This is a genomic window from Neobacillus sp. PS3-12 (genome assembly GCF_030915385.1).
In the GTDB taxonomy this organism is placed as follows: domain Bacteria; phylum Bacillota; class Bacilli; order Bacillales; family Cytobacillaceae; genus JAEVLT01.
Genome location: NZ_CP133268.1, coordinates 2,584,573 through 2,602,509 on the forward strand (window position 1 = coordinate 2,584,573; position 17,937 = coordinate 2,602,509).

Annotated in this window: 17 protein-coding genes and 1 pseudogene; 1 reads left to right on the plus strand and 17 read right to left on the minus strand. The window is 38.5% G+C overall.

Translation table 11 applies throughout. The features are described 5' to 3' along the window. Window positions 1-122 precede the first annotated feature (122 nt). The 10 genes from rplI to RCG17_RS13115 form a co-directional block, all read right to left on the minus strand. Window positions 123-572: a 50S ribosomal protein L9 gene (rplI, locus tag RCG17_RS13070; RefSeq protein WP_308175550.1), complete on the minus strand. Its 450-nt coding sequence runs from the start codon at window positions 570-572 to the stop codon at window positions 123-125. Further along, window positions 569-2,542: a DHH family phosphoesterase gene (locus RCG17_RS13075; RefSeq protein WP_308175551.1), complete on the minus strand. Its 1,974-nt coding sequence runs from the start codon at window positions 2,540-2,542 to the stop codon at window positions 569-571. The genes rplI and RCG17_RS13075 overlap by 4 nt, the downstream gene beginning before the upstream one ends. Before the next feature lie 18 nt (window positions 2,543-2,560). Then, window positions 2,561-3,505, minus strand: a complete 945-nt coding sequence (locus RCG17_RS13080) for a YybS family protein (protein ID WP_308175552.1) — start codon at window positions 3,503-3,505, stop codon at window positions 2,561-2,563. Window positions 3,506-3,624: 119 nt separating this feature from the next. Continuing rightward, window positions 3,625-3,867: a 30S ribosomal protein S18 gene (gene rpsR / locus RCG17_RS13085; protein ID WP_308175553.1), complete on the minus strand. Its 243-nt coding sequence runs from the start codon at window positions 3,865-3,867 to the stop codon at window positions 3,625-3,627. Window positions 3,868-3,903: 36 nt separating this feature from the next. Further along, window positions 3,904-4,422 (minus strand): single-stranded DNA-binding protein, encoded by a 519-nt coding sequence (ssb, locus tag RCG17_RS13090; protein WP_308175554.1) that lies wholly within the window; start codon window positions 4,420-4,422, stop codon window positions 3,904-3,906. Between the two features lie 71 nt (window positions 4,423-4,493). Beyond that, entirely contained in the window at window positions 4,494-4,781 is a 288-nt protein-coding gene (gene rpsF / locus RCG17_RS13095) for a 30S ribosomal protein S6 (protein ID WP_308175555.1), read from the minus strand. 170 nt (window positions 4,782-4,951) lie between these two features. Continuing rightward, window positions 4,952-6,052, minus strand: coding sequence for a redox-regulated ATPase YchF (gene ychF / locus RCG17_RS13100; RefSeq protein ID WP_308175556.1), 1,101 nt, complete (start codon window positions 6,050-6,052; stop codon window positions 4,952-4,954). A 137-nt stretch (window positions 6,053-6,189) separates the two neighbouring features. Then, window positions 6,190-8,175: a molybdopterin-dependent oxidoreductase gene (locus RCG17_RS13105; RefSeq protein ID WP_308175557.1), complete on the minus strand. Its 1,986-nt coding sequence runs from the start codon at window positions 8,173-8,175 to the stop codon at window positions 6,190-6,192. Window positions 8,176-8,250: 75 nt separating this feature from the next. Then, complete coding sequence (locus RCG17_RS13110) at window positions 8,251-8,451, minus strand: DUF951 domain-containing protein (RefSeq protein WP_308175558.1); 201 nt, start codon at window positions 8,449-8,451, stop codon at window positions 8,251-8,253. A gap of 14 nt (window positions 8,452-8,465) precedes the next feature. Continuing rightward, window positions 8,466-9,353, minus strand: coding sequence for a mechanosensitive ion channel family protein (locus RCG17_RS13115; protein WP_308175559.1), 888 nt, complete (start codon window positions 9,351-9,353; stop codon window positions 8,466-8,468). Window positions 9,354-9,535: 182 nt separating this feature from the next. Here RCG17_RS13115 and yyaC point away from each other — a divergent pair, with 182 nt between their 5' ends. Continuing rightward, window positions 9,536-10,105, plus strand: a complete 570-nt coding sequence (gene yyaC, locus RCG17_RS13120) for a spore protease YyaC (protein ID WP_308175838.1) — start codon at window positions 9,536-9,538, stop codon at window positions 10,103-10,105. Between the two features lie 66 nt (window positions 10,106-10,171). Here the strand turns inward: yyaC and RCG17_RS13125 are convergent, their stop codons facing one another. The 7 genes and pseudogenes from RCG17_RS13125 to mnmE form a co-directional block, all read right to left on the minus strand. Further along, entirely contained in the window at window positions 10,172-10,885 is a 714-nt protein-coding gene (locus RCG17_RS13125; RefSeq protein ID WP_308175560.1) for a DUF554 domain-containing protein, read from the minus strand. Window positions 10,886-11,071: 186 nt separating this feature from the next. Continuing rightward, window positions 11,072-11,938, minus strand: coding sequence for a ParB/RepB/Spo0J family partition protein (locus RCG17_RS13130; protein ID WP_308175561.1), 867 nt, complete (start codon window positions 11,936-11,938; stop codon window positions 11,072-11,074). Further along, window positions 11,931-12,692, minus strand: coding sequence for a ParA family protein (locus RCG17_RS13135; RefSeq protein WP_308175562.1), 762 nt, complete (start codon window positions 12,690-12,692; stop codon window positions 11,931-11,933). Before RCG17_RS13135 ends, RCG17_RS13130 begins: the two co-directional genes overlap by 8 nt. Window positions 12,693-12,872: 180 nt before the next feature. Then, window positions 12,873-13,760: a nucleoid occlusion protein gene (gene noc, locus RCG17_RS13140; protein WP_308175563.1), complete on the minus strand. Its 888-nt coding sequence runs from the start codon at window positions 13,758-13,760 to the stop codon at window positions 12,873-12,875. Window positions 13,761-13,857: 97 nt separating this feature from the next. Continuing rightward, window positions 13,858-14,574, minus strand: coding sequence for a 16S rRNA (guanine(527)-N(7))-methyltransferase RsmG (rsmG, locus tag RCG17_RS13145; protein ID WP_308175564.1), 717 nt, complete (start codon window positions 14,572-14,574; stop codon window positions 13,858-13,860). A 13-nt stretch (window positions 14,575-14,587) separates the two neighbouring features. Then, window positions 14,588-16,475, minus strand: a pseudogene (mnmG, locus tag RCG17_RS13150) (tRNA uridine-5-carboxymethylaminomethyl(34) synthesis enzyme MnmG). 48 nt (window positions 16,476-16,523) lie between these two features. Beyond that, complete coding sequence (gene mnmE, locus RCG17_RS13155; protein ID WP_308175565.1) at window positions 16,524-17,909, minus strand: tRNA uridine-5-carboxymethylaminomethyl(34) synthesis GTPase MnmE; 1,386 nt, start codon at window positions 17,907-17,909, stop codon at window positions 16,524-16,526. Between the last annotated feature and the right edge of the window lie 28 nt (window positions 17,910-17,937).

A 17,937-nucleotide genomic window follows, 5' to 3' on the forward strand; every position in this document is an offset into this window, starting at 1 on the left:
ACTGCATATTTGCGAAGCTCCGCCCCTTTTCCTTTGGAAAAGAGAAAAAGTGACCAGCTACAACCGATCACATTTACCTCTACTATCATATCATGTTTATTTTAAAAGTGAATGGGTAAAAATTAGTTTCCTTCTTTGACATGTACATCCAAAACAGCCGTTACTTCATGATGCAGCTTAACTGGTACCTTTGTATGGCCAAGTGTACGAATCGCATCTGCCAATTCCATTTTCCTTTTGTCGATTTTGATACCGTGTTTTTTTTGTAATTCTTCAGATATTTGCTTTGTTGTAATCGATCCGAATAACCGTCCGCCCTCACCAGCTTTTGTTATCAACTCAACGGTTACTTTTTCGACAGCTTCTTTTAATTTTTTTGCTTCAGCAAGTTCTTCAGCTGCTAGTTTTTCCTCTTTTTTCTGTTGAGCTGAGAGTAAGCTCATGCTAGATTGATTTGCCTCAATTGCCAAACCTTGTTTTATTAAGAAGTTATGGGCATAACCATCCGCTACATTTTTCACTTCACCTTTTTTACCTTTTCCTTTAACATCCTTTAAAAAAATAACTTTCATCCTTTTTTTCCTCCTTCAATGTATTCGTCAATTGCTTGTTTAAGCATCTCTTCAGCCTCTTCAATGGATACACCTGAAAGCTGTGTAGCCGCATTTGTGAGATGGCCGCCGCCTCTAAGGTGTTCCATTATGACCTGAACATTGATATCCCCGAGTGACCTGGCACTAATTCCAAGCTGCTCTTCGTTTCGTTTAGCAATGACAAAAGAAGCTACAACACCATCTAAAGTTAACAAGGTATCCGCTGCCTGCGCAATTAATACCTGATCATGAATTTGTTGATCACTTCCAGTGGCAATAGCAATGCCATCTTTATAAAAATCGACTGTTTCAATTAACTTCGACCTCTTTAGATAGGAATCAATATCTTCTCGCAGGAATTTTTGAACAAGAACGGTATCAGCACCCTGCGCCCTTAAGTACGATGCAGCATCAAATGTTCGTGAACCCGTTCGCAATGTAAAGCTCTTTGTATCCACAATGATCCCTGCTAAAAGGGCGGTTGCCTCAAGCATATCGATTTTTCCGCGCTTTGGCTGATATTCCAAAAGTTCTGTCACCAATTCAGAGGTAGAGGAGGCATATGGCTCCATATAAACTAACAGCGGATTTTTAATAAAGTCTTCACTGCGACGGTGATGATCAATGACAACAACCTTATCAATCCTACTAAGGAGCCGTTCCTCAATAACAAGACCTGATATATGTGTATCAACAACAACAAGTAACGTTTTATCGGTGGCGATTTCTAATGCTTCCTCAGGGCTTATAAAATAGGAAAGTACCTCTTCATTTTGACGAATTTCCTTCACAAGCCGTTTGACACCGGTATCAATTTCTTGAAAGTTTACAACAATATAGGCATCTTTCTGGTTCATTTGGGCAACCTTATAAATCCCAATTGAAGCACCAATTGCATCCATATCAGGGTTTTTATGCCCCATGATAATAACCTTATCACTCTCAGTAATTAATTCTTTTAACGCATGAGAGATAACCCTTGCCCGCACTCTCGTTCTCTTTTCAATTGGATTTGTCTTGCCTCCGTAAAACTTCACCTTCCCATCTGCCTGCTTAATGACAACCTGGTCGCCACCGCGGCCCAGTGCTAAGTCGAGACTCGATTGAGCAAGCGTTCCTAATTCAGGAAGGGAAGAGACCCCTGTACCCACACCAATACTTAGAGTAAAAGAAACATTTTGTTTCGATGTCATTTCTCTCACATCATCAAGGATGGCGAATTTTCTTGTTTCAAGATTTTGCAGAATACCTTCATTAAAAACAGCAATAAAGCGTTCTGATGAGATCCTCTTAAAGAAAATACCATTTTCTTGGGCCCATTTATTAAGAATGGAAATAACCAGGTTATTTAAACTACTGCGCATCTGGTCATCCATTCCTTGTGTCAGTTCATCATAGTTATCCAAAAAGATGATCGCAATAGCCGTTCGCTCATTACGATACATTTTTTCAATCTCTGCCTGTTCCGTTACATCAAAAAAGTAAAGAAGTCGTTCATCCCGTTTTAAAATTACACGGAATTTCCGATCATGAAGCATAATAATTTCCGTTTCCACTTCCTGTTTGATCAATGGGATAAGCGATTCAGCCACATTATAGAGGGATCTCCCGGCTAATGTATCCTCATCAAAGCATGAAGCAAGAAAGGGGTTTGTCCACTCAATAACATACTCATCGTTTATCAGCATAATCCCAATTGGCATCTCTAACAGAGCTTCCTCGCCAACTCGCTTGATTCGATATGACAAGGTTGCAATATATTCTTCCAATTCTTTTCTCTGACGTCTGTCAATGGAAAACATATAGTAAATCGGCAATACCATTGCCAGCAACCCTGCTAAACTTAATATCCAATTATACATGAACAAGATGATCAGAAGCACTACTGTAATGCCTGTTAACCCGTAAAAGGGATATCTAATCGATCGCTTTTCTAAAAATGTAGGCATCGTTTATCGCTCCTATTGTTACACTTGTTTTTCATTACGCTTTCGCAGTCCGAAACCTAAATCAATTATACCTAATATCCCTATAATATAAAGAAGAATTGGCATGATGAATGAGACCACAACGATTATGATAGGCAAGGACTTGGATGCACCTCTTTGATAGAAATAATAAAAGATAAAGGTTAACCCTTGAAAAAGCATAAATAACTGCAAAATATAAGAAAGATTGATTAACGCTGTGCTCAAGTATGTGCCGGTTTGCGGATGAAATACCATCTGTAAGAGCATGACTATTAGATAGTACCATAGAAGGCTCCTTGGGAGGCTAATTTCTCTAAAGGGCTTCCAATTCTCCATATTGATTCCAAATCTTTTCAATACAGGCAACGCCAGCAACTGAATGAAGAAAACAGCAACAAACGATGAAATAACAAATAAACTTGGAACTAGTGTTTTAATTAAATCTAATGCTTGCTCAAATTGTTTTAGAACCTTTTGGCTTTCTTGTTGTTGACCAAATCCCTTAAGAATATCCGATGAAGTTGATAAAGAGTCACGCATTGTTTTAATTAATTCATCGATAAAGTTAAAATGGAAGAGAGCAGCACTTACTACATATTGAATAATTAAGCTCAGTAAAAAAATAAACGAGCCTGCAATTAGTATTGCCGTTCTGCTTTTGTTTTTTTGGATTAAATAACCCATTACTGCCCCGGTAATACCGTATGTAAGTGTAAGCGGCAATGCAACAATCGTACCTGCAATAAATGAGATCAGAAGCCCAGCAACCGTAAAAACAAGGATGCTTTTCAAATCATTTTTTGCAGCAAATAAAATAAACGGCAATGGTAAAACAAAGTTAACGATCATACCAATTACTGGTGCATAGATGGTAATTAATAATAAAACAGTAAAAGCTGCTAAAAGGATGGCTCCTTCGGTTAATTTACGTACATTATTCAACTCTTCACCCCATAATTCATTAAACCCTTATCCCTATATTGTAGCTAGTTGAGAACTTTGATTCAACTAAAAAAGAAAAAGGCAGCAGGGACATGCCCTGACTGCCTTCTTTCTACTTATTATTCACCTGCAACGAATGGTAATAATGCCATCTGACGTGCACGTTTAATCGCAACTGTTAATTTGCGTTGGTACTTTGCGTTTGTACCTGTTACACGACGAGGTAAAATTTTTCCACGCTCAGAGATGAATTTTTTTAGTAAATCAACATCTTTATAATCGATATGAGTGATTCCGTTTGCTGTGAAATAGCAAACTTTACGACGTTTAGCACGTCCACCTTTGCGTCCTCCTGGAGCCATGTGAATACCCTCCTTTAATTTTAGATAAAGGTTTTATTAAAATGGTAGATCATCATCGGAAATGTCAATTTGACCGTTTCCTGCGAACGGATCCTCATCCACTCTGGTAAAACCCTGATTGTTATTATTGTTATTGTTATTGTTTTGTCGTTGATTCTGATTGCTGCCGCCATATGGATTTCCTGATGGTTCCATAGGTGGGGCACCATAATCGTTGCCTCTTCCGCCGCCTGCGGATCCTTTAGGCTCAAGAAACTGAACATTGTCTGCTACAATCTCGGTAAAATATTGACGTTTTCCATCTTGCTCGTAAGTACGAACCTGAATTCTTCCGTCTACACCTGCCAAGCTTCCTTTTTTCAGGAAGTTTGCAACATTTTCTGCTGCCTTGCGCCAAACGACAATATTAAGGAAGTCTGCTTCTCGTTCACCTTGCTGATTTGAAAATTGACGATTTACAGCAAGTGTGAAGGTAGCAACAGCAACACCATTTGGTGTGTATCTTAATTCAGGGTCTTTTGTTAAACGACCAACAAGTACACAACGATTGATCATCAGAATCAACTCCTTTTCTCCAAGTAATGTTTCATACGAAACATTTTTTTCGAAAATATTTATATCAAGTTCTATTCTTCTTCTTTAATTACGATGTGGCGAATGATATCTTCGCTGATCTTTGCTAGACGGTCAAATTCTTGAACCGCAGCTGGTGTAGATGTTATAGTTGCGATTTGGTAGTAACCATCACGGAAATCATTGATTTCATATGCAAGACGGCGCTTACCCCAATCTTTTGTTTCTACTGTCTCCGCACCGTTATCTTTAAGAATTGTGCTGAAACGCTCAACTAGAGCTTTTTTCGCTTCATCTTCAATGTTTGGGCGGATGATGTACATAACTTCGTACTTTCTCATCACTGTCACCTCCTTTTGGTCTAAACGGCCCTTATCGGGCAAGGAGCAATTGTTCATTACTCACAAGGTAAAAGTATAGCACAGCTCTTCCTGAAAAGCAATGCCCATCACTATTTCCCGGACAATAAAATACAAAATGCTCCACAGAAATCTGCGGAGCAAGTGAAATATTAAACATTAAAACGGAAGTGCATGACGTCTCCGTCTTTTACTTCGTACTCTTTACCTTCAAGTCTTACTTTACCTGCTTCTCTGGCAGCGACCATGTTTCCGCCTGCTAATAGATCTTCATAGGATACAGTTTCAGCACGGATGAATCCACGTTCAAAGTCAGTGTGAATAATTCCTGCACATTGTGGTGCTTTCATTCCTTTGCGGAAGGTCCATGCGCGGACTTCCTGAACACCAGCAGTAAAGTAAGTTGCTAAACCAAGCAAATGATAGGCAGCGCGGATTAATTGATCAAGACCTGATTCCTTAATGCCAAGCTCCTGCAAAAACATTGCTTTTTCTTCACCTTCAAGTTCAGCAATTTCCTCTTCAATTTTTGCACAAACAACAATCACTTCTGCTTGCTCAGCAGCAGCAAATTCACGAACCTTTTGAACATATTCATTTGCAGATGGATCGGCCACTTCATCTTCACCAACATTGGCTACATAAAGAACTGGTTTGATTGTTAATAGGTGAAGTCCTTTCACAATCTTTAATTGTTCATCATTAAATTCAACGGTACGAGCTGGTTTCTCTTCCTCAAAAGCATCACGAAGCAAGGAAAGAACTTCATATTCAGCCATTGATTCTTTATCTTTTTGTTTTGCTAACTTCTCAACACGAGCAATTCGTTTTTCTACAGATTCCATGTCGGCCAAGATTAATTCGAGGTTAATCGTTTCAATATCAGAAATAGGATCAACTTTACCGGCAACATGGGTAATGTTTTCATCCTCAAAGCAACGGACAACCTGGCAGATTGCATCTACCTGGCGAATGTGGGAAAGAAACTTATTCCCTAAACCTTCTCCTTTGCTTGCACCTTTTACAATTCCGGCAATATCCGTAAATTCAAAGGTAGTAGGAACTGTTTTTTTTGGCTGAACAAGCTCTGTCAGCTTGTTTAAACGCTCATCAGGAACCTCAACAACACCTACATTTGGGTCAATCGTACAAAAGGGATAGTTGGCAGATTCTGCACCTGCCTGGGTAATTGCATTAAACAATGTAGACTTACCGACATTTGGTAAACCAACAATACCTGCAGTTAAAGCCATTCCTATGTCACTCCTCTAAAAAAATATCTATCCATAAGTTTTTCATTATGTCAAAAATAAAAAAGTCTCCCACAATTATAGTTATTAAATGAGGAAAAGACAAGTTTCCAAAAGAAAACAGCCGCTTATGCAGCTGCTTAAAATTTTTCAATATTGACGAGACAATCATATAATGTGCTTCCTAGTCCGTTGTCAGAAGCCCGACTGGATGTCAGCGAATTAATCGGACCACCGAATTTGCTCCAAATTCCTTCATCAATATTGATTGTATTAGGATGAATTTTTATATTTAATGAAGCAATACCTGTTACTTCACCGCGATCGTTCCAAACTCTTATATTATCTCCATTATTCAACTGAAGATTGTTAGCAATGTTTTCTGCTATCTCAACCTTAACAACAGGGTTATTTCCCCATAGTTGATAATTCTGCGAGTGATTCGATCGCAATGGATGGATCGTTAGCAAATGGTAGGGATATTTATTTGCCAGTTCCGAGTCTGACCATTTAGATTCCATCGGAAGAGAAAGCTTTATACGACCATACTTGCTGGATGTGAATTCGTACTTTCCAGTAGGCGTCTGAAAATGATAATCCGACCAAGGAACCTTTTTAACTGGTAATTCCAAGGTATGCTCATTTTTCAGCTTTTGAAGAGTTAAACCTTTTTCAGCGAGTGGCTTTAAACACATCTTGAGCCATTCCTCTCTTGAAAAATCAAAGTCCTTACCAAATCCAAGCCTGTTTGCAAGCTGCGTCCAAATCCACAAGTCTGATTTTACTTCCCCTGGTGCTTCGACAAGTTTGGGACCATAATTAATATAATGATGGTACATGGACGAATAATATAAATCTTCTTCCTCAAATGCGGTTGTTGTTGGCAAAACATAATCAGCCAGTTGGGCAGTGTCTGTCATATATTGCTCGATAACAACAAGCGTAGAAATAGAAGAAAAAGCCTTTTTGACGACGGATGAATCCGGAACCTGGGTAAGCGGATTGCCACATGTAACAAAAATCATCTCGATACTTGGATTACTAGCTGTTAATATTTCCTCTGCTTGTTTCATGATTGGAAAACTTCTTTGTGTATCTTTACGTTCTGGTAGGGTCAATTCCTCAAAAGCAAAACTCTGACCCACTTGAAGGTTGGCGTAATTGGCTCCGCCCCCAGGAATGCCAATGTTTCCACTTACAGCAGCCAAAGCATCAATGAGACGAATCGTGTTGCCTCCATTGCTGTAACGTTGCATGCCAAGGCCCATATATGTTCCTGTCGGCTTCCCGGCATAAACTCTAGCTAAAAAAGTGATCCTTTCGATTGGAACTTCCGTTATTTCACTGATTTTCCCAAGGGAAATTCCATTAAGCAATTCTGCTAAATCTGAAAAACCGTAAGTATGATCCTCTATAAAGTCATGGTCCTCTAACCCTAAGCGAAGAATTTCCTTTATAATACCCGCAGCAAGCAAACCGTCCATTCCAGGCTTTATCGAGATATATTGGTCCGCAATTTTCGCTGTACTATTATAGATCGGGTCAATGACATATATCTTGGTACCACGTTTTTTTGCTTCGAGGAGCTGCTCATAAAAGTGCATGTTAGTACGGGCAACATTTCTTCCCCAAATAATAATATTTTTACTATTTATAAGGTCTTCCGGAGCATGTGCGCAGGCATTCCCGAAATCCCATTTTTGTGCTTCAATTCCTGAACCCCAGCAGAGTGAACCGATTAACTCTGTGACACCGCCATAAAGGTTAAAAAAACGCTGATCAAGGTTTTTCAATATACCATTATTTGCATAATCATGACTATGAAGGACAGCGGTGCTTCCATATTTATTTTTCACTTCTACTAATCTATCAGCAATTTCATCCAGAGCCTCTTGCCATGAAATAGGTTTAAATTCGCCCTTTATCTTCTTTAATGGCTGGAGCAGCCGCTGAGAAGAGTTTGCCCTCATTTCCAGCATGCGGCCACGGCCGCAAATTTTGCCCATTGTTATTGGGTGGGAGGGGTCACCATCAATTTTTATGACTTTTCCATTTTCGACTGTAACTTGAAAGCCACAGCTATCCCAGCAGTTTAATGGGCATGCTGATTGAAATCGTTCAGACAAGTTTCACACCCCCAATTCAACCTTTTTATTTTAGCATAATATAAATAAGTCAAAAAAAGAAGCATGATGCTGACATCAATCAGCTTCATGCTTAACTAAGACTTTCTTCATTTTTCTTGAAAACTCTCTTCTTGGAATCAAGACGCTATGTGAACAGCCTTCACATTTAATTCTTACATCCATACCCATACGTATTATTTTCCATCGATTGGTCCCACATGGATGCTGCTTTTTCATTTCAACAATATCATTGAGTGCAAACTCTTTTTCTTCCATTTATATACACCTCTTTATACACTTGGTTCTTTTTGTTGTTCACCATCTCTTGTGTACATAACAACACGTGGAAATGGAATTTCTATCCCATTTTCATCAAGTTTCAGTTTAATTTCTTTTCTGATTATCCTAGCAATATAAAAGTGTTTCATCGGCAGGGTTTCAGCAACGATTCTTAAGACAATTTCAGAAGGGCCAAGATTTTGAATTCCTAAAAGATCTGGTGTCTTAACTAAATCCTCATATTGCTCTGGAAGTTTTTCAAGTAGTTCTTGAATAACTCTTTCAGCTCTTTCAATATCCTCTTCATATGCTATTGCAACATCTATAGCTGCAACACTGTTATTTAAAGAAAAGTTTGTTACTTGGTTGATTGACCCATTTGGTAAAATATGTAGCTCGCCTGTCCAACTTTTTATTTTGGTTGTTCGTAAACCAATTGCTTCTACATCCCCTTCAAATTGGCCAACACGAATATGATCTCCGACAGAAAATTGATCTTCAAAAATAATAAAAAATCCTGATAGTATATCTTTGACCAAACTTTGAGCTCCAAAACCAATTGCTAAACCTACAATTCCCGCCCCAGCCAACAAGGCCTTTACGTCAATTCCTAAAACGGAAAGAATCATCATAAATACAATAAAGTAAATGACATACGAAAGCACATTATCTAATAGCTTTGAAAGTGTCTCTTCACGACGTTCAGATGTTCTCAATGGAGAACGGTCCCTAATTTTAAATATATTGTGGATTGTTACTTTTCCAATGCGGATGATAATGTTCGCAACTGCAACTATGATGATAATTTTAATGATTCCTGTACCAATAGTAACCCATGTTTTCTCATCTAAAAAATCAGTTATCAGCTTTTGAGAAACACCGATTTGAGAAATATTCATTATTATTTTCCCCCTGCAACCTACTATTTCAAAATCTATTTTAACAATTTTTTTTTAGAGATAGAAGTTTTTAAAGAAAATGTATAGATTATTTAAAATGTTCGTATACTGGTAATACTAATATTAGGGAGTGGACTGAATGAATCTAAAATCCCTTTTCTGACAGGAGGGCAAGTACCAGGATTTTCCATGAAGAAGATCAAGCTGCAGACAACCTGGCTCAAGAATTACTTTCTTTTTTCCCGGTAATGACAAGGCGCCCGATTGTTTTTGTCTGTATAGGAACTGATCGTTCTACTGGTGATTCATTAGGACCACTTGTTGGGACATTACTACAAGAGAAAAAACTTCCGTCATTTTATATTTATGGTACATTAGATGACCCTATACATGCTGTAAACCTAGAAGAAAAATTAAAAGAAATTAACGAAAAGCATTTTCACCCCTTTATTATTGGTATTGATGCCTGCTTAGGCAGATATAAAAGTGTAGGTTTTATTGAGGTAGGAAATGGGCCTGTAAAACCAGGAGCAGGTGTAAACAAGGAACTGCCTGCTGTTGGTCATATCCATGTCACAGGGATTGTAAATGTAAGTGGCTTTATGGAGTTTTTTGTCCTCCAGAACACACGACTTAATATCGTCTTGAAAATGGCAAAAACAATTGCAAACGGAATCGATCAAGCAAATCGACATTACACAAAGAAGTCCGACTGGCTAGATTTTGAGGAAACTTCTGTAAATAACAATTAAAAAAAGGCAAGTATCTTTGATTGACTATACACATTATAACAATTCAAAGATACTTGCCTTTTTATTTTAAAGGAACCGATGATAGTAATATAAAATCGTAACAATTATGGCTGTAACGACAATACCCGGTAAAAAATTGGCTACTTTTATTTTGATTTTCCCTGTTAGATTTAAACCGATCGCAAAAATCATGATACCGCCAACAGAGGTCATTTCATTAATAAATTGAGTCATTAAGGCATGTGGAATAACTTGATTGATTTGAGTAGCAAATGCAGCGATGCTTCCTTCATAAATCAAAACTGGAACTGCAGAGAAGATGACACCAATTCCAAGGGTTGTTGTTAAAATAAGGGCCGTAAATCCATCAATAATCCCCTTTGTATACAAAACAGCATGATCACCGCGAATCCCGCTGTCCAAAGCACCAATGATTGCCATAGCACCAATGACAAAGATGAGCGTTGCCGTAACAAAACCCTCAGATATACTTCCTGTTCCATTTGAACCAACTTTCTTTTCCAGCCATCCGCCGAGATCATTTAGCTTCTCCTCCAGCTGCATCAATTCACCAATGACTGTACCTATGACCATACTCAAAATCACGATTAGAAAATTGTCACTCTTCAATCCCATTTGTAATCCTAAAACCATAACCGTAAGGCTGATCGCAAACATAACGGTTACCTTCATGCTCTCTGGAATACGATTTAGCCATTTGCCAAGCAATGAACCAATAATAATTAACACACCATTTACTAGTGTTCCTAATAAAAACATTTACCTGTCACCTGTTTTTCCAATTGTCGAATTTTATCAATAATCCTAACCTATCATGATTATATTAAAAGTGCAAGATTTGTAATTGTATTGTTAGGTATCTGAAGCACTTGAACAGAGTCAACTGTGTACGAAGGTAATCAGATTAGCATTCTGAGAGCAAAAAAATAAACCATCCTTGATGGCTTAGAAGGATGGCTCTTCATCTAGAAGTTCTAAAATTCGCTCTAAATCCTCTTTAGAGAAGAATTCAATTTCAATTTTACCTTTATTTTTTGTTTGTTTAATATTGACCGTTGTCCCAAATCTTTCTCGTAAGGAACTTTCACGTTCCTTTAAAAAGAGATCCGCTTTAAGCTCAGGCTTTTTTGTTTCACGTGAAACATTTTCGTTTAATTGCTGGATTAACTTTTCAAGCTGACGGACATTTAAATTCTCTTTTACGATCTTTTCCACCAAAGAAGGGAGTTTATTCTTCTGCCTAAGACCTAACAGAGCACGGCCATGTCCCATTGAAATGGTTCCCGCTGAAATGAGCTCTTGAATTTTAGCTGGCAATGATAGGAGGCGGATATGATTGGCAATGTGCGGTCGGCTTTTTCCCAACCTTTTTGCCACTTCTTCTTGCGTCAAGTTCAGCTTTTCCATTAATGTTTGGTAAGCCATACCTTCTTCAATCGGATTTAAATCTTCCCTTTGCAGGTTTTCCAGTATCGCTAATTCCATCATTTGCTGTTCAGAAAGTTCCCGTACAATCGCCGGAATTTTATCCAGTTTTGCTTCCTTTGCTGCACGGTAACGTCTTTCGCCCACAACAATTTCATAACCTTTAATGCTTTTTCTCACCACAAGCGGCTGCAAAATACCATGTTCAATAATGGATGCTTTTAACTCTTCGATTGCCTCTTGATCAAAGGTTTTCCTTGGCTGATAAGGATTAGGCCGCAAATCTTTCAAGCTAAGTTCCTGAATCATCTCATCATTACTAGCATCAATAGCAGGAAGTAATGCATCCAGTCCTTTTCCTAAACCCTTTCCTAAACCTTTAGCCATTCGATACCACTTCCTTCGCCAATTCTACATATACTTCTGCACCACGTGACTTAGGATCGTAGGTAATAATCGGTTCTCCATGACTTGGAGCTTCACTGAGTCTGATATTCCGAGGAATAATCGTTTTGTATACTTTATCCTGAAAATACTTTTTCACTTCTTCAATAACTTGAATACCTAAATTTGTTCGTGCATCTAACATCGTTAACAATACGCCTTCAATTTTCAAATCATGGTTCAAATGTTTTTGAACCAGACGTACTGTATTCAAGAGCTGACTTAACCCTTCCAATGCGTAATACTCACATTGAACTGGGATCAATACTGCATCTGAAGCAGTTAGAGCATTAATTGTTAATAGTCCTAATGATGGAGGACAATCAATAACAACATAATCATAGTTGTCTTTCACTTCTTCAAGCGCCCTTTTTAAACGGACTTCCCTTGAGATCGTCGGAACCAATTCAATTTCAGCACCTGCTAATTGAATGGTTGCTGGTATGGCATACAAATTCTCAATGGTTGATGATTTAATAACATTTTTGGCTTCCACATCATCTACTAAAACATCATATATACATTGATTTACTTCTGCCTTTTCAATCCCAATCCCACTTGTTGCATTGCCCTGTGGGTCAATGTCAACAAGCAAAACCCGTTTTCCTATATATGCTAAGCAGGCACTCAGGTTAACAGCGGTTGTCGTTTTACCGACTCCCCCTTTTTGATTCGCGATTGCAATCACCTTGCTCACGAGATCACCTACCTTTATCTACTAGACTAGTATCCATAAGAATAGCCATGTTATTTATTTTATCACGAAACTGAATCGATGGAGTTTTTTTTCTAAAAATTAAATCATAAGTTTCAAAAAATAAGCGGAACCTAATCGTACTTTAGGTTCCGCCTATTCCTATATTTGCCAAATCTATTTTTATTTTTTCTTTGGAATTTTAATCGTAAATTGGTAAAAATCTTCAAACTCCTCTTCTTCAGCAGCAAGATTAATGCCACTATTCGACACCATTGTTAATGATTGACGAATGGTGTTGACTGCAATTCTCATATCTTTACTAAATGCTTTTCGTTTCGGCTTTGGTTTCCCTGTCTTTTGCTCCAATAAACGAACAACACGTTCTTCCGTTTGTTTTACATTAAGGTTCTTTTCAATAATCTCCTCTAAAAGCTTTATTTGCTTTTCTGAATCTTTTAGCGGGATAAGGGAACGAGCATGACGCTCCGTAATTTGTTTATTCAGTAATGCAGTTTGTACTTTATCTGGTAACTTTAGGAGCCGAAGCTTGTTAGCAACAGTAGATTGTCCCTTGCCTAAACGCTGTGCAAGTGCCTCCTGTGTCAAGTTGTGAAGCTCCAATAACTTTCCATATGCAATTGCTTCTTCAATTGGCGAAAGTTCTTCACGCTGAAGGTTTTCAATTAAAGCTACAGAAGCCGTTTCAGTATCTGTTAAATTTTTGATGATAGCTGGAGCAAGATCCCAGCCAAGTTTCTTCATTGCTCTCCATCGCCGTTCACCAGCAATAATTTCATATTTACCTGCTTCAAACTCTCGTACAACGATTGGTTGAATAATACCATGAATATGAATCGTTCTTGATAATTCTTCAATTTTAGCTTCATCAAAAACAGTTCGAGGCTGAAAGCGGTTTGGAACAATATTTTCTATAGGAATCTTTTTAACTTCATCTTTGTCATCTATAGCTTCGATCTCATTCAGCTCATTCAGCTCAACCTGCTCAACCTGCTCAACCTGTTGTTCCTTTTCGCCGAGGCCAAAAAAGCGTGTAATTGTATGCTTCATCCCCAACACCACCTTTACGAAACTCCCTATAACTTATTCTCTATATAATTGACAAGTTCCTGCATCTAAAAAACAAGAAAAAACAAAATTGCTGTCACTACTCTATTGGTACTTTATTTGGTGTACCCGGTTTCCGTGGATACTTTTTCGGTGTATTTTTTGTCTTTTTTATGACAATTATATTTCTTTCGCTTTCTTCAACTGGCAAGGTAAACGTGAAGGTATCTTCAACCACTCCACCTAAAAGTGTGATAGCCTTTTTGCCCAAATCTAATTCTTCCTTTGCTTGGGCTGCTTTCATAGCAATAAATGTCCCGCCCTGTTTGACAAGAGGAAGACAAAGTTCACTTAAAACAGACATCCTAGCCACTGCTCTTGCTGTTACCACATCATATTTTTCACGATAATCAGGATTTACTCCAAAGGTTTCAGCACGATCATGGATAAAATGAACATGGTCGAGATTTAACTGACTTGCAAGATGATTTAAAAATGTAATCCGCTTATTTAATGAATCAACAATCGTTAATTCAATTGAAGGGAAAATAATTTTAAGCGGAATACTAGGAAATCCTGCCCCAGCCCCAACATCGCATAACTGAATGGGTTTAGAAAAATCGAAATAAAAGGCAGCTGAAATAGAATCATAGAAATGCTTCAGATAAACTTCATCTTTATCCGTGATCGCGGTTAAATTCATTTTTTCATTCCACTCAACCAATGTTTGATAATATATTTCAAATTGCTCTAATTGCTTGGGAGTAAGATCTATTCCTTTTTCTGCTAACATTGCAACAAATTGTTCTATTTTCATAGGCGTCGTCCCCTTAATTGGCAACCCGAGCAATTTTGCCGGTTTCCAAATACACAAGAAGAATTGAGATATCAGCTGGATTTACACCGGATATCCTGGATGCTTGGGCAATGGACAATGGCTTGATTTTCTTCAACTTTTGTTTTGCTTCCGTAGCTATTCCGGTAATGGCATCATAATCAATATTCTCAGGAATCTTCTTATTTTCCATCTTTTTAAGCCGATCAACTTGCTGCAACGACTTTTCGATGTAGCCTTCATATTTAGTTTGAATTTCCACTTGTTCTTTGACATCTTGATCTAGTGGAACATCACTTGGTGTTAATGCTTCAATATGATCATAAGTCATTTCAGGTCTTTTTAAAAGATCGCTTGCGCGAATTCCATCTTTTAACTCACTTCCACCAAGGCTGCGAATCAATTCCTGGACTTGCTGTGATGGCTTGAGGATCGTGGCTGTTAGCCGTTTCTTTTCATCTTCAATGGCTGCCTTTTTGGTTAAAAATTTCTCATATCTTTCTTCGGAAATAAGTCCAATTTGATGGCCATATTCAGTTAAGCGTAAATCAGCATTATCATGTCTTAGCAAGAGACGATATTCCGCTCTTGATGTTAGCAATCTGTATGGCTCATTTGTTCCTTTTGTAACCAAATCATCAATAAGTACACCAATATAGGCATCAGAACGACTAAGAACAAGCTGCTCTTTCCCTAATGCGTTTAGACCAGCGTTAATTCCGGCCATAATTCCTTGACCCGCTGCCTCTTCATATCCGGATGTTCCGTTTATTTGACCAGCAGTGTAAAGATTTTTAACAACTTTTGTTTCAAGTGTCGGCCAAAGCTGTGTTGGAACGACCGCATCATACTCAATTGCATAACCCGCACGCATCATTTGCGCTTTTTCAAGTCCTGGGATCGTTTCAAGAATTTGCTTTTGAACATCTTCTGGCAAGCTAGTTGAAAGTCCTTGGACATAAACTTCCTTTGTATTTCTTCCTTCAGGCTCCAGGAAGAGTTGATGTCTTGGCTTATCGTTAAAACGAACAACTTTGTCTTCAATAGATGGACAATAACGTGGGCCTGTACCTTTTATCATTCCAGAGTACATTGGTGAACGATGAAGGTTATTATCGATCAATTGATGTGTCCGTTCATTTGTATATGTCAGCCAGCATGGAAGCTGATCGGTGATGTATTTGGTTGTTTCGTAAGAAAATGCCCTTGGGACATCGTCGCCAGGCTGAATCTCCGTTTTACTATAATCTATCGTGTTGCTGTTAACCCTTGGCGGTGTTCCCGTTTTAAATCGGACCAGCTCAAATCCTAATTCTTTAAGATGATCAGACAGCTTGACTGAAGGCTGCTGATTATTTGGTCCGCTGGAGTATTTTAATTCACCAATAATAATTTCACCGCGAAGGTAGGTTCCTGTCGTAACAACGACTGTCTTGGAACGGTAAATTGCACCTGTTTTGGTGACTACACCTTTACAGACTCCATCCTCAACAATTAATTGCTCAACCATACCTTGAATTAAGGTAGCATTTTGTTCTTCTTCAATTGTATTCTTCATTTCATGCTGATAAGCAAATTTGTCAGCCTGAGCCCTTAAGGCACGAACTGCCGGGCCCTTACCAGTATTAAGCATCCGCATTTGAATATAGGTCTTATCAATATTGCGGCCCATCTCACCGCCAAGTGCATCAATTTCCCTAACAACAATTCCTTTTGCCAGGGCCACCGACAGATGGGTTGCATGGCATAAATGCCACCATATCAAGATTGATTGTCACGATCAGTGTTTTTGCGCCAAGTCTTGCAGCAGCAAGGCCTGCCTCACAGCCGGCATGACCGGCACCAATGACAATGACGTCATATGATCCTGCTTCGTAATCCATTTTGCTCCTCCTTGTAAAACGATAAATCTAAAATAATTCCGTATTATATTATTTTCCTAAACAAAACTGTGAAAACAGTTGATCAATTAAGCTTTCATGTACACTATCACCAATTATTTCGCCAAGGAATTCCCAAGAACGTGTCAAATCGATTTGAACAATATCAATTGGTGTTCCCAATTCTATACCTTCGATTACCTCTTCGATCGCCTGTAATGCCTGTGTCAATAAGGCAATATGGCGGGTGTTTGAAACATAAGTTAAATCGCCTGCTTCAATCGTACCTGAAAAAAATAGCGAGGAAATGGCTTCTTCAAGTTCATCAATTCCGCGATCTTCAAGTAATGAAGTGGTTACAAGCTTATGTTCACCCGATAATTCCTTTACCTGATCCATGTCGATCTCCTGCGGCAGATCTGTTTTATTGACGATCACAATCACATCCATGCCTTCAACCGCTTTAAAAAGATTCTCATCTTCTATTGTTAATGGATCTGCCGAATTTAACACAAGCAAAATTAAATCTGCTTCTTTTAACACTTGGCGAGAACGCTCCACACCGATTCGTTCAACGATGTCTTCAGTCTCCCGAATACCCGCTGTATCCAATAGTCGAAGTGGAACACCTCTTACATTCACGTATTCTTCAATAACATCACGTGTTGTTCCCGGGATATCCGTAACAATAGCCTTATTTTCATGAACAAGGCTATTGAGCAATGAAGACTTTCCAACATTTGGCCGACCAATGATGACGGTTGACAATCCTTCACGAAGGATTTTCCCTTGCTGTGAGGTTTGCAAAAGTTTTTTTAATTCCTCTCGAACAAGGGTTGATTTTTCCATTAACATTTTATGGGTCATTTCTTCTACATCATCATATTCTGGATAATCTATATTTACTTCGACATGTGCCAATGTTTCTAAAATCTCTTGACGCAATTTGCGGATTAGTGTTGAAAGTCGCCCTTCCATTTGTCCTAAAGCAACATTCATGGCACGATCTGTTTTTGCCCTTATTAAATCCATAACTGCCTCTGCTTGAGACAAATCAATTCTTCCGTTCAGAAAAGCCCGTTTTGTAAATTCCCCAGGTTCCGCCAGCCTTGCACCATTTTTTAAAACTAATTGCAAGACACGTTTGACAGAAACGATTCCACCATGGCAATTGATTTCAATTACATCCTCTTTCGTAAAGGTCTTTGGTCTTTTCATGACAGACACCATGACTTCTTCTACTACTTGTCCTTCGTGTGGGTCGATTAAATGCCCGTAATGGATTGTATGTGTCATGGCCTCAGCTAGCCGTTTCCCTTTTACGCTCTTGAATATTTTATCAGCGATTTTGACAGCATCTTCTCCACTTAATCGAACAATCGCTATTGCTCCCTCCCCAGATGGAGTCGATATCGCCGCAATTGTATCTAATTCCATGTCTTTTCACCTCACTTAAAGCCACTAT

Bases quoted from the DNA above. Each gene is read 5' to 3' on its own strand.
- RCG17_RS13130 (WP_308175561.1), bottom strand. From the start codon at position 11,938: ATGGCTAAAGGTTTAGGAAAGGGTTTAGGAAAAGGACTGGATGCATTA.
- RCG17_RS13125 (WP_308175560.1), bottom strand. From the start codon at position 10,885: ATGTTTTTATTAGGAACACTAGTAAATGGTGTGTTAATTATTATTGGT.
- RCG17_RS13075 (WP_308175551.1), bottom strand. From the start codon at position 2,542: ATGCCTACATTTTTAGAAAAGCGATCGATTAGATATCCCTTTTACGGG.
- rpsF (WP_308175555.1), bottom strand. From the start codon at position 4,781: ATGAGAAAGTACGAAGTTATGTACATCATCCGCCCAAACATTGAAGAT.
- rplI (WP_308175550.1), bottom strand. From the start codon at position 572: ATGAAAGTTATTTTTTTAAAGGATGTTAAAGGAAAAGGTAAAAAAGGT.
- mnmE (WP_308175565.1), bottom strand. From the start codon at position 17,909: ATGGAATTAGATACAATTGCGGCGATATCGACTCCATCTGGGGAGGGA.
- noc (WP_308175563.1), bottom strand. From the start codon at position 13,760: ATGAAGCATACAATTACACGCTTTTTTGGCCTCGGCGAAAAGGAACAA.
- RCG17_RS13110 (WP_308175558.1), bottom strand. From the start codon at position 8,451: ATGGAAGAAAAAGAGTTTGCACTCAATGATATTGTTGAAATGAAAAAG.
- RCG17_RS13115 (WP_308175559.1), bottom strand. From the start codon at position 9,353: ATGAATATTTCTCAAATCGGTGTTTCTCAAAAGCTGATAACTGATTTT.
- ychF (WP_308175556.1), bottom strand. From the start codon at position 6,052: ATGGCTTTAACTGCAGGTATTGTTGGTTTACCAAATGTCGGTAAGTCT.
- rpsR (WP_308175553.1), bottom strand. From the start codon at position 3,867: ATGGCTCCAGGAGGACGCAAAGGTGGACGTGCTAAACGTCGTAAAGTT.
- ssb (WP_308175554.1), bottom strand. From the start codon at position 4,422: ATGATCAATCGTTGTGTACTTGTTGGTCGTTTAACAAAAGACCCTGAA.
- rsmG (WP_308175564.1), bottom strand. From the start codon at position 14,574: ATGAAAATAGAACAATTTGTTGCAATGTTAGCAGAAAAAGGAATAGAT.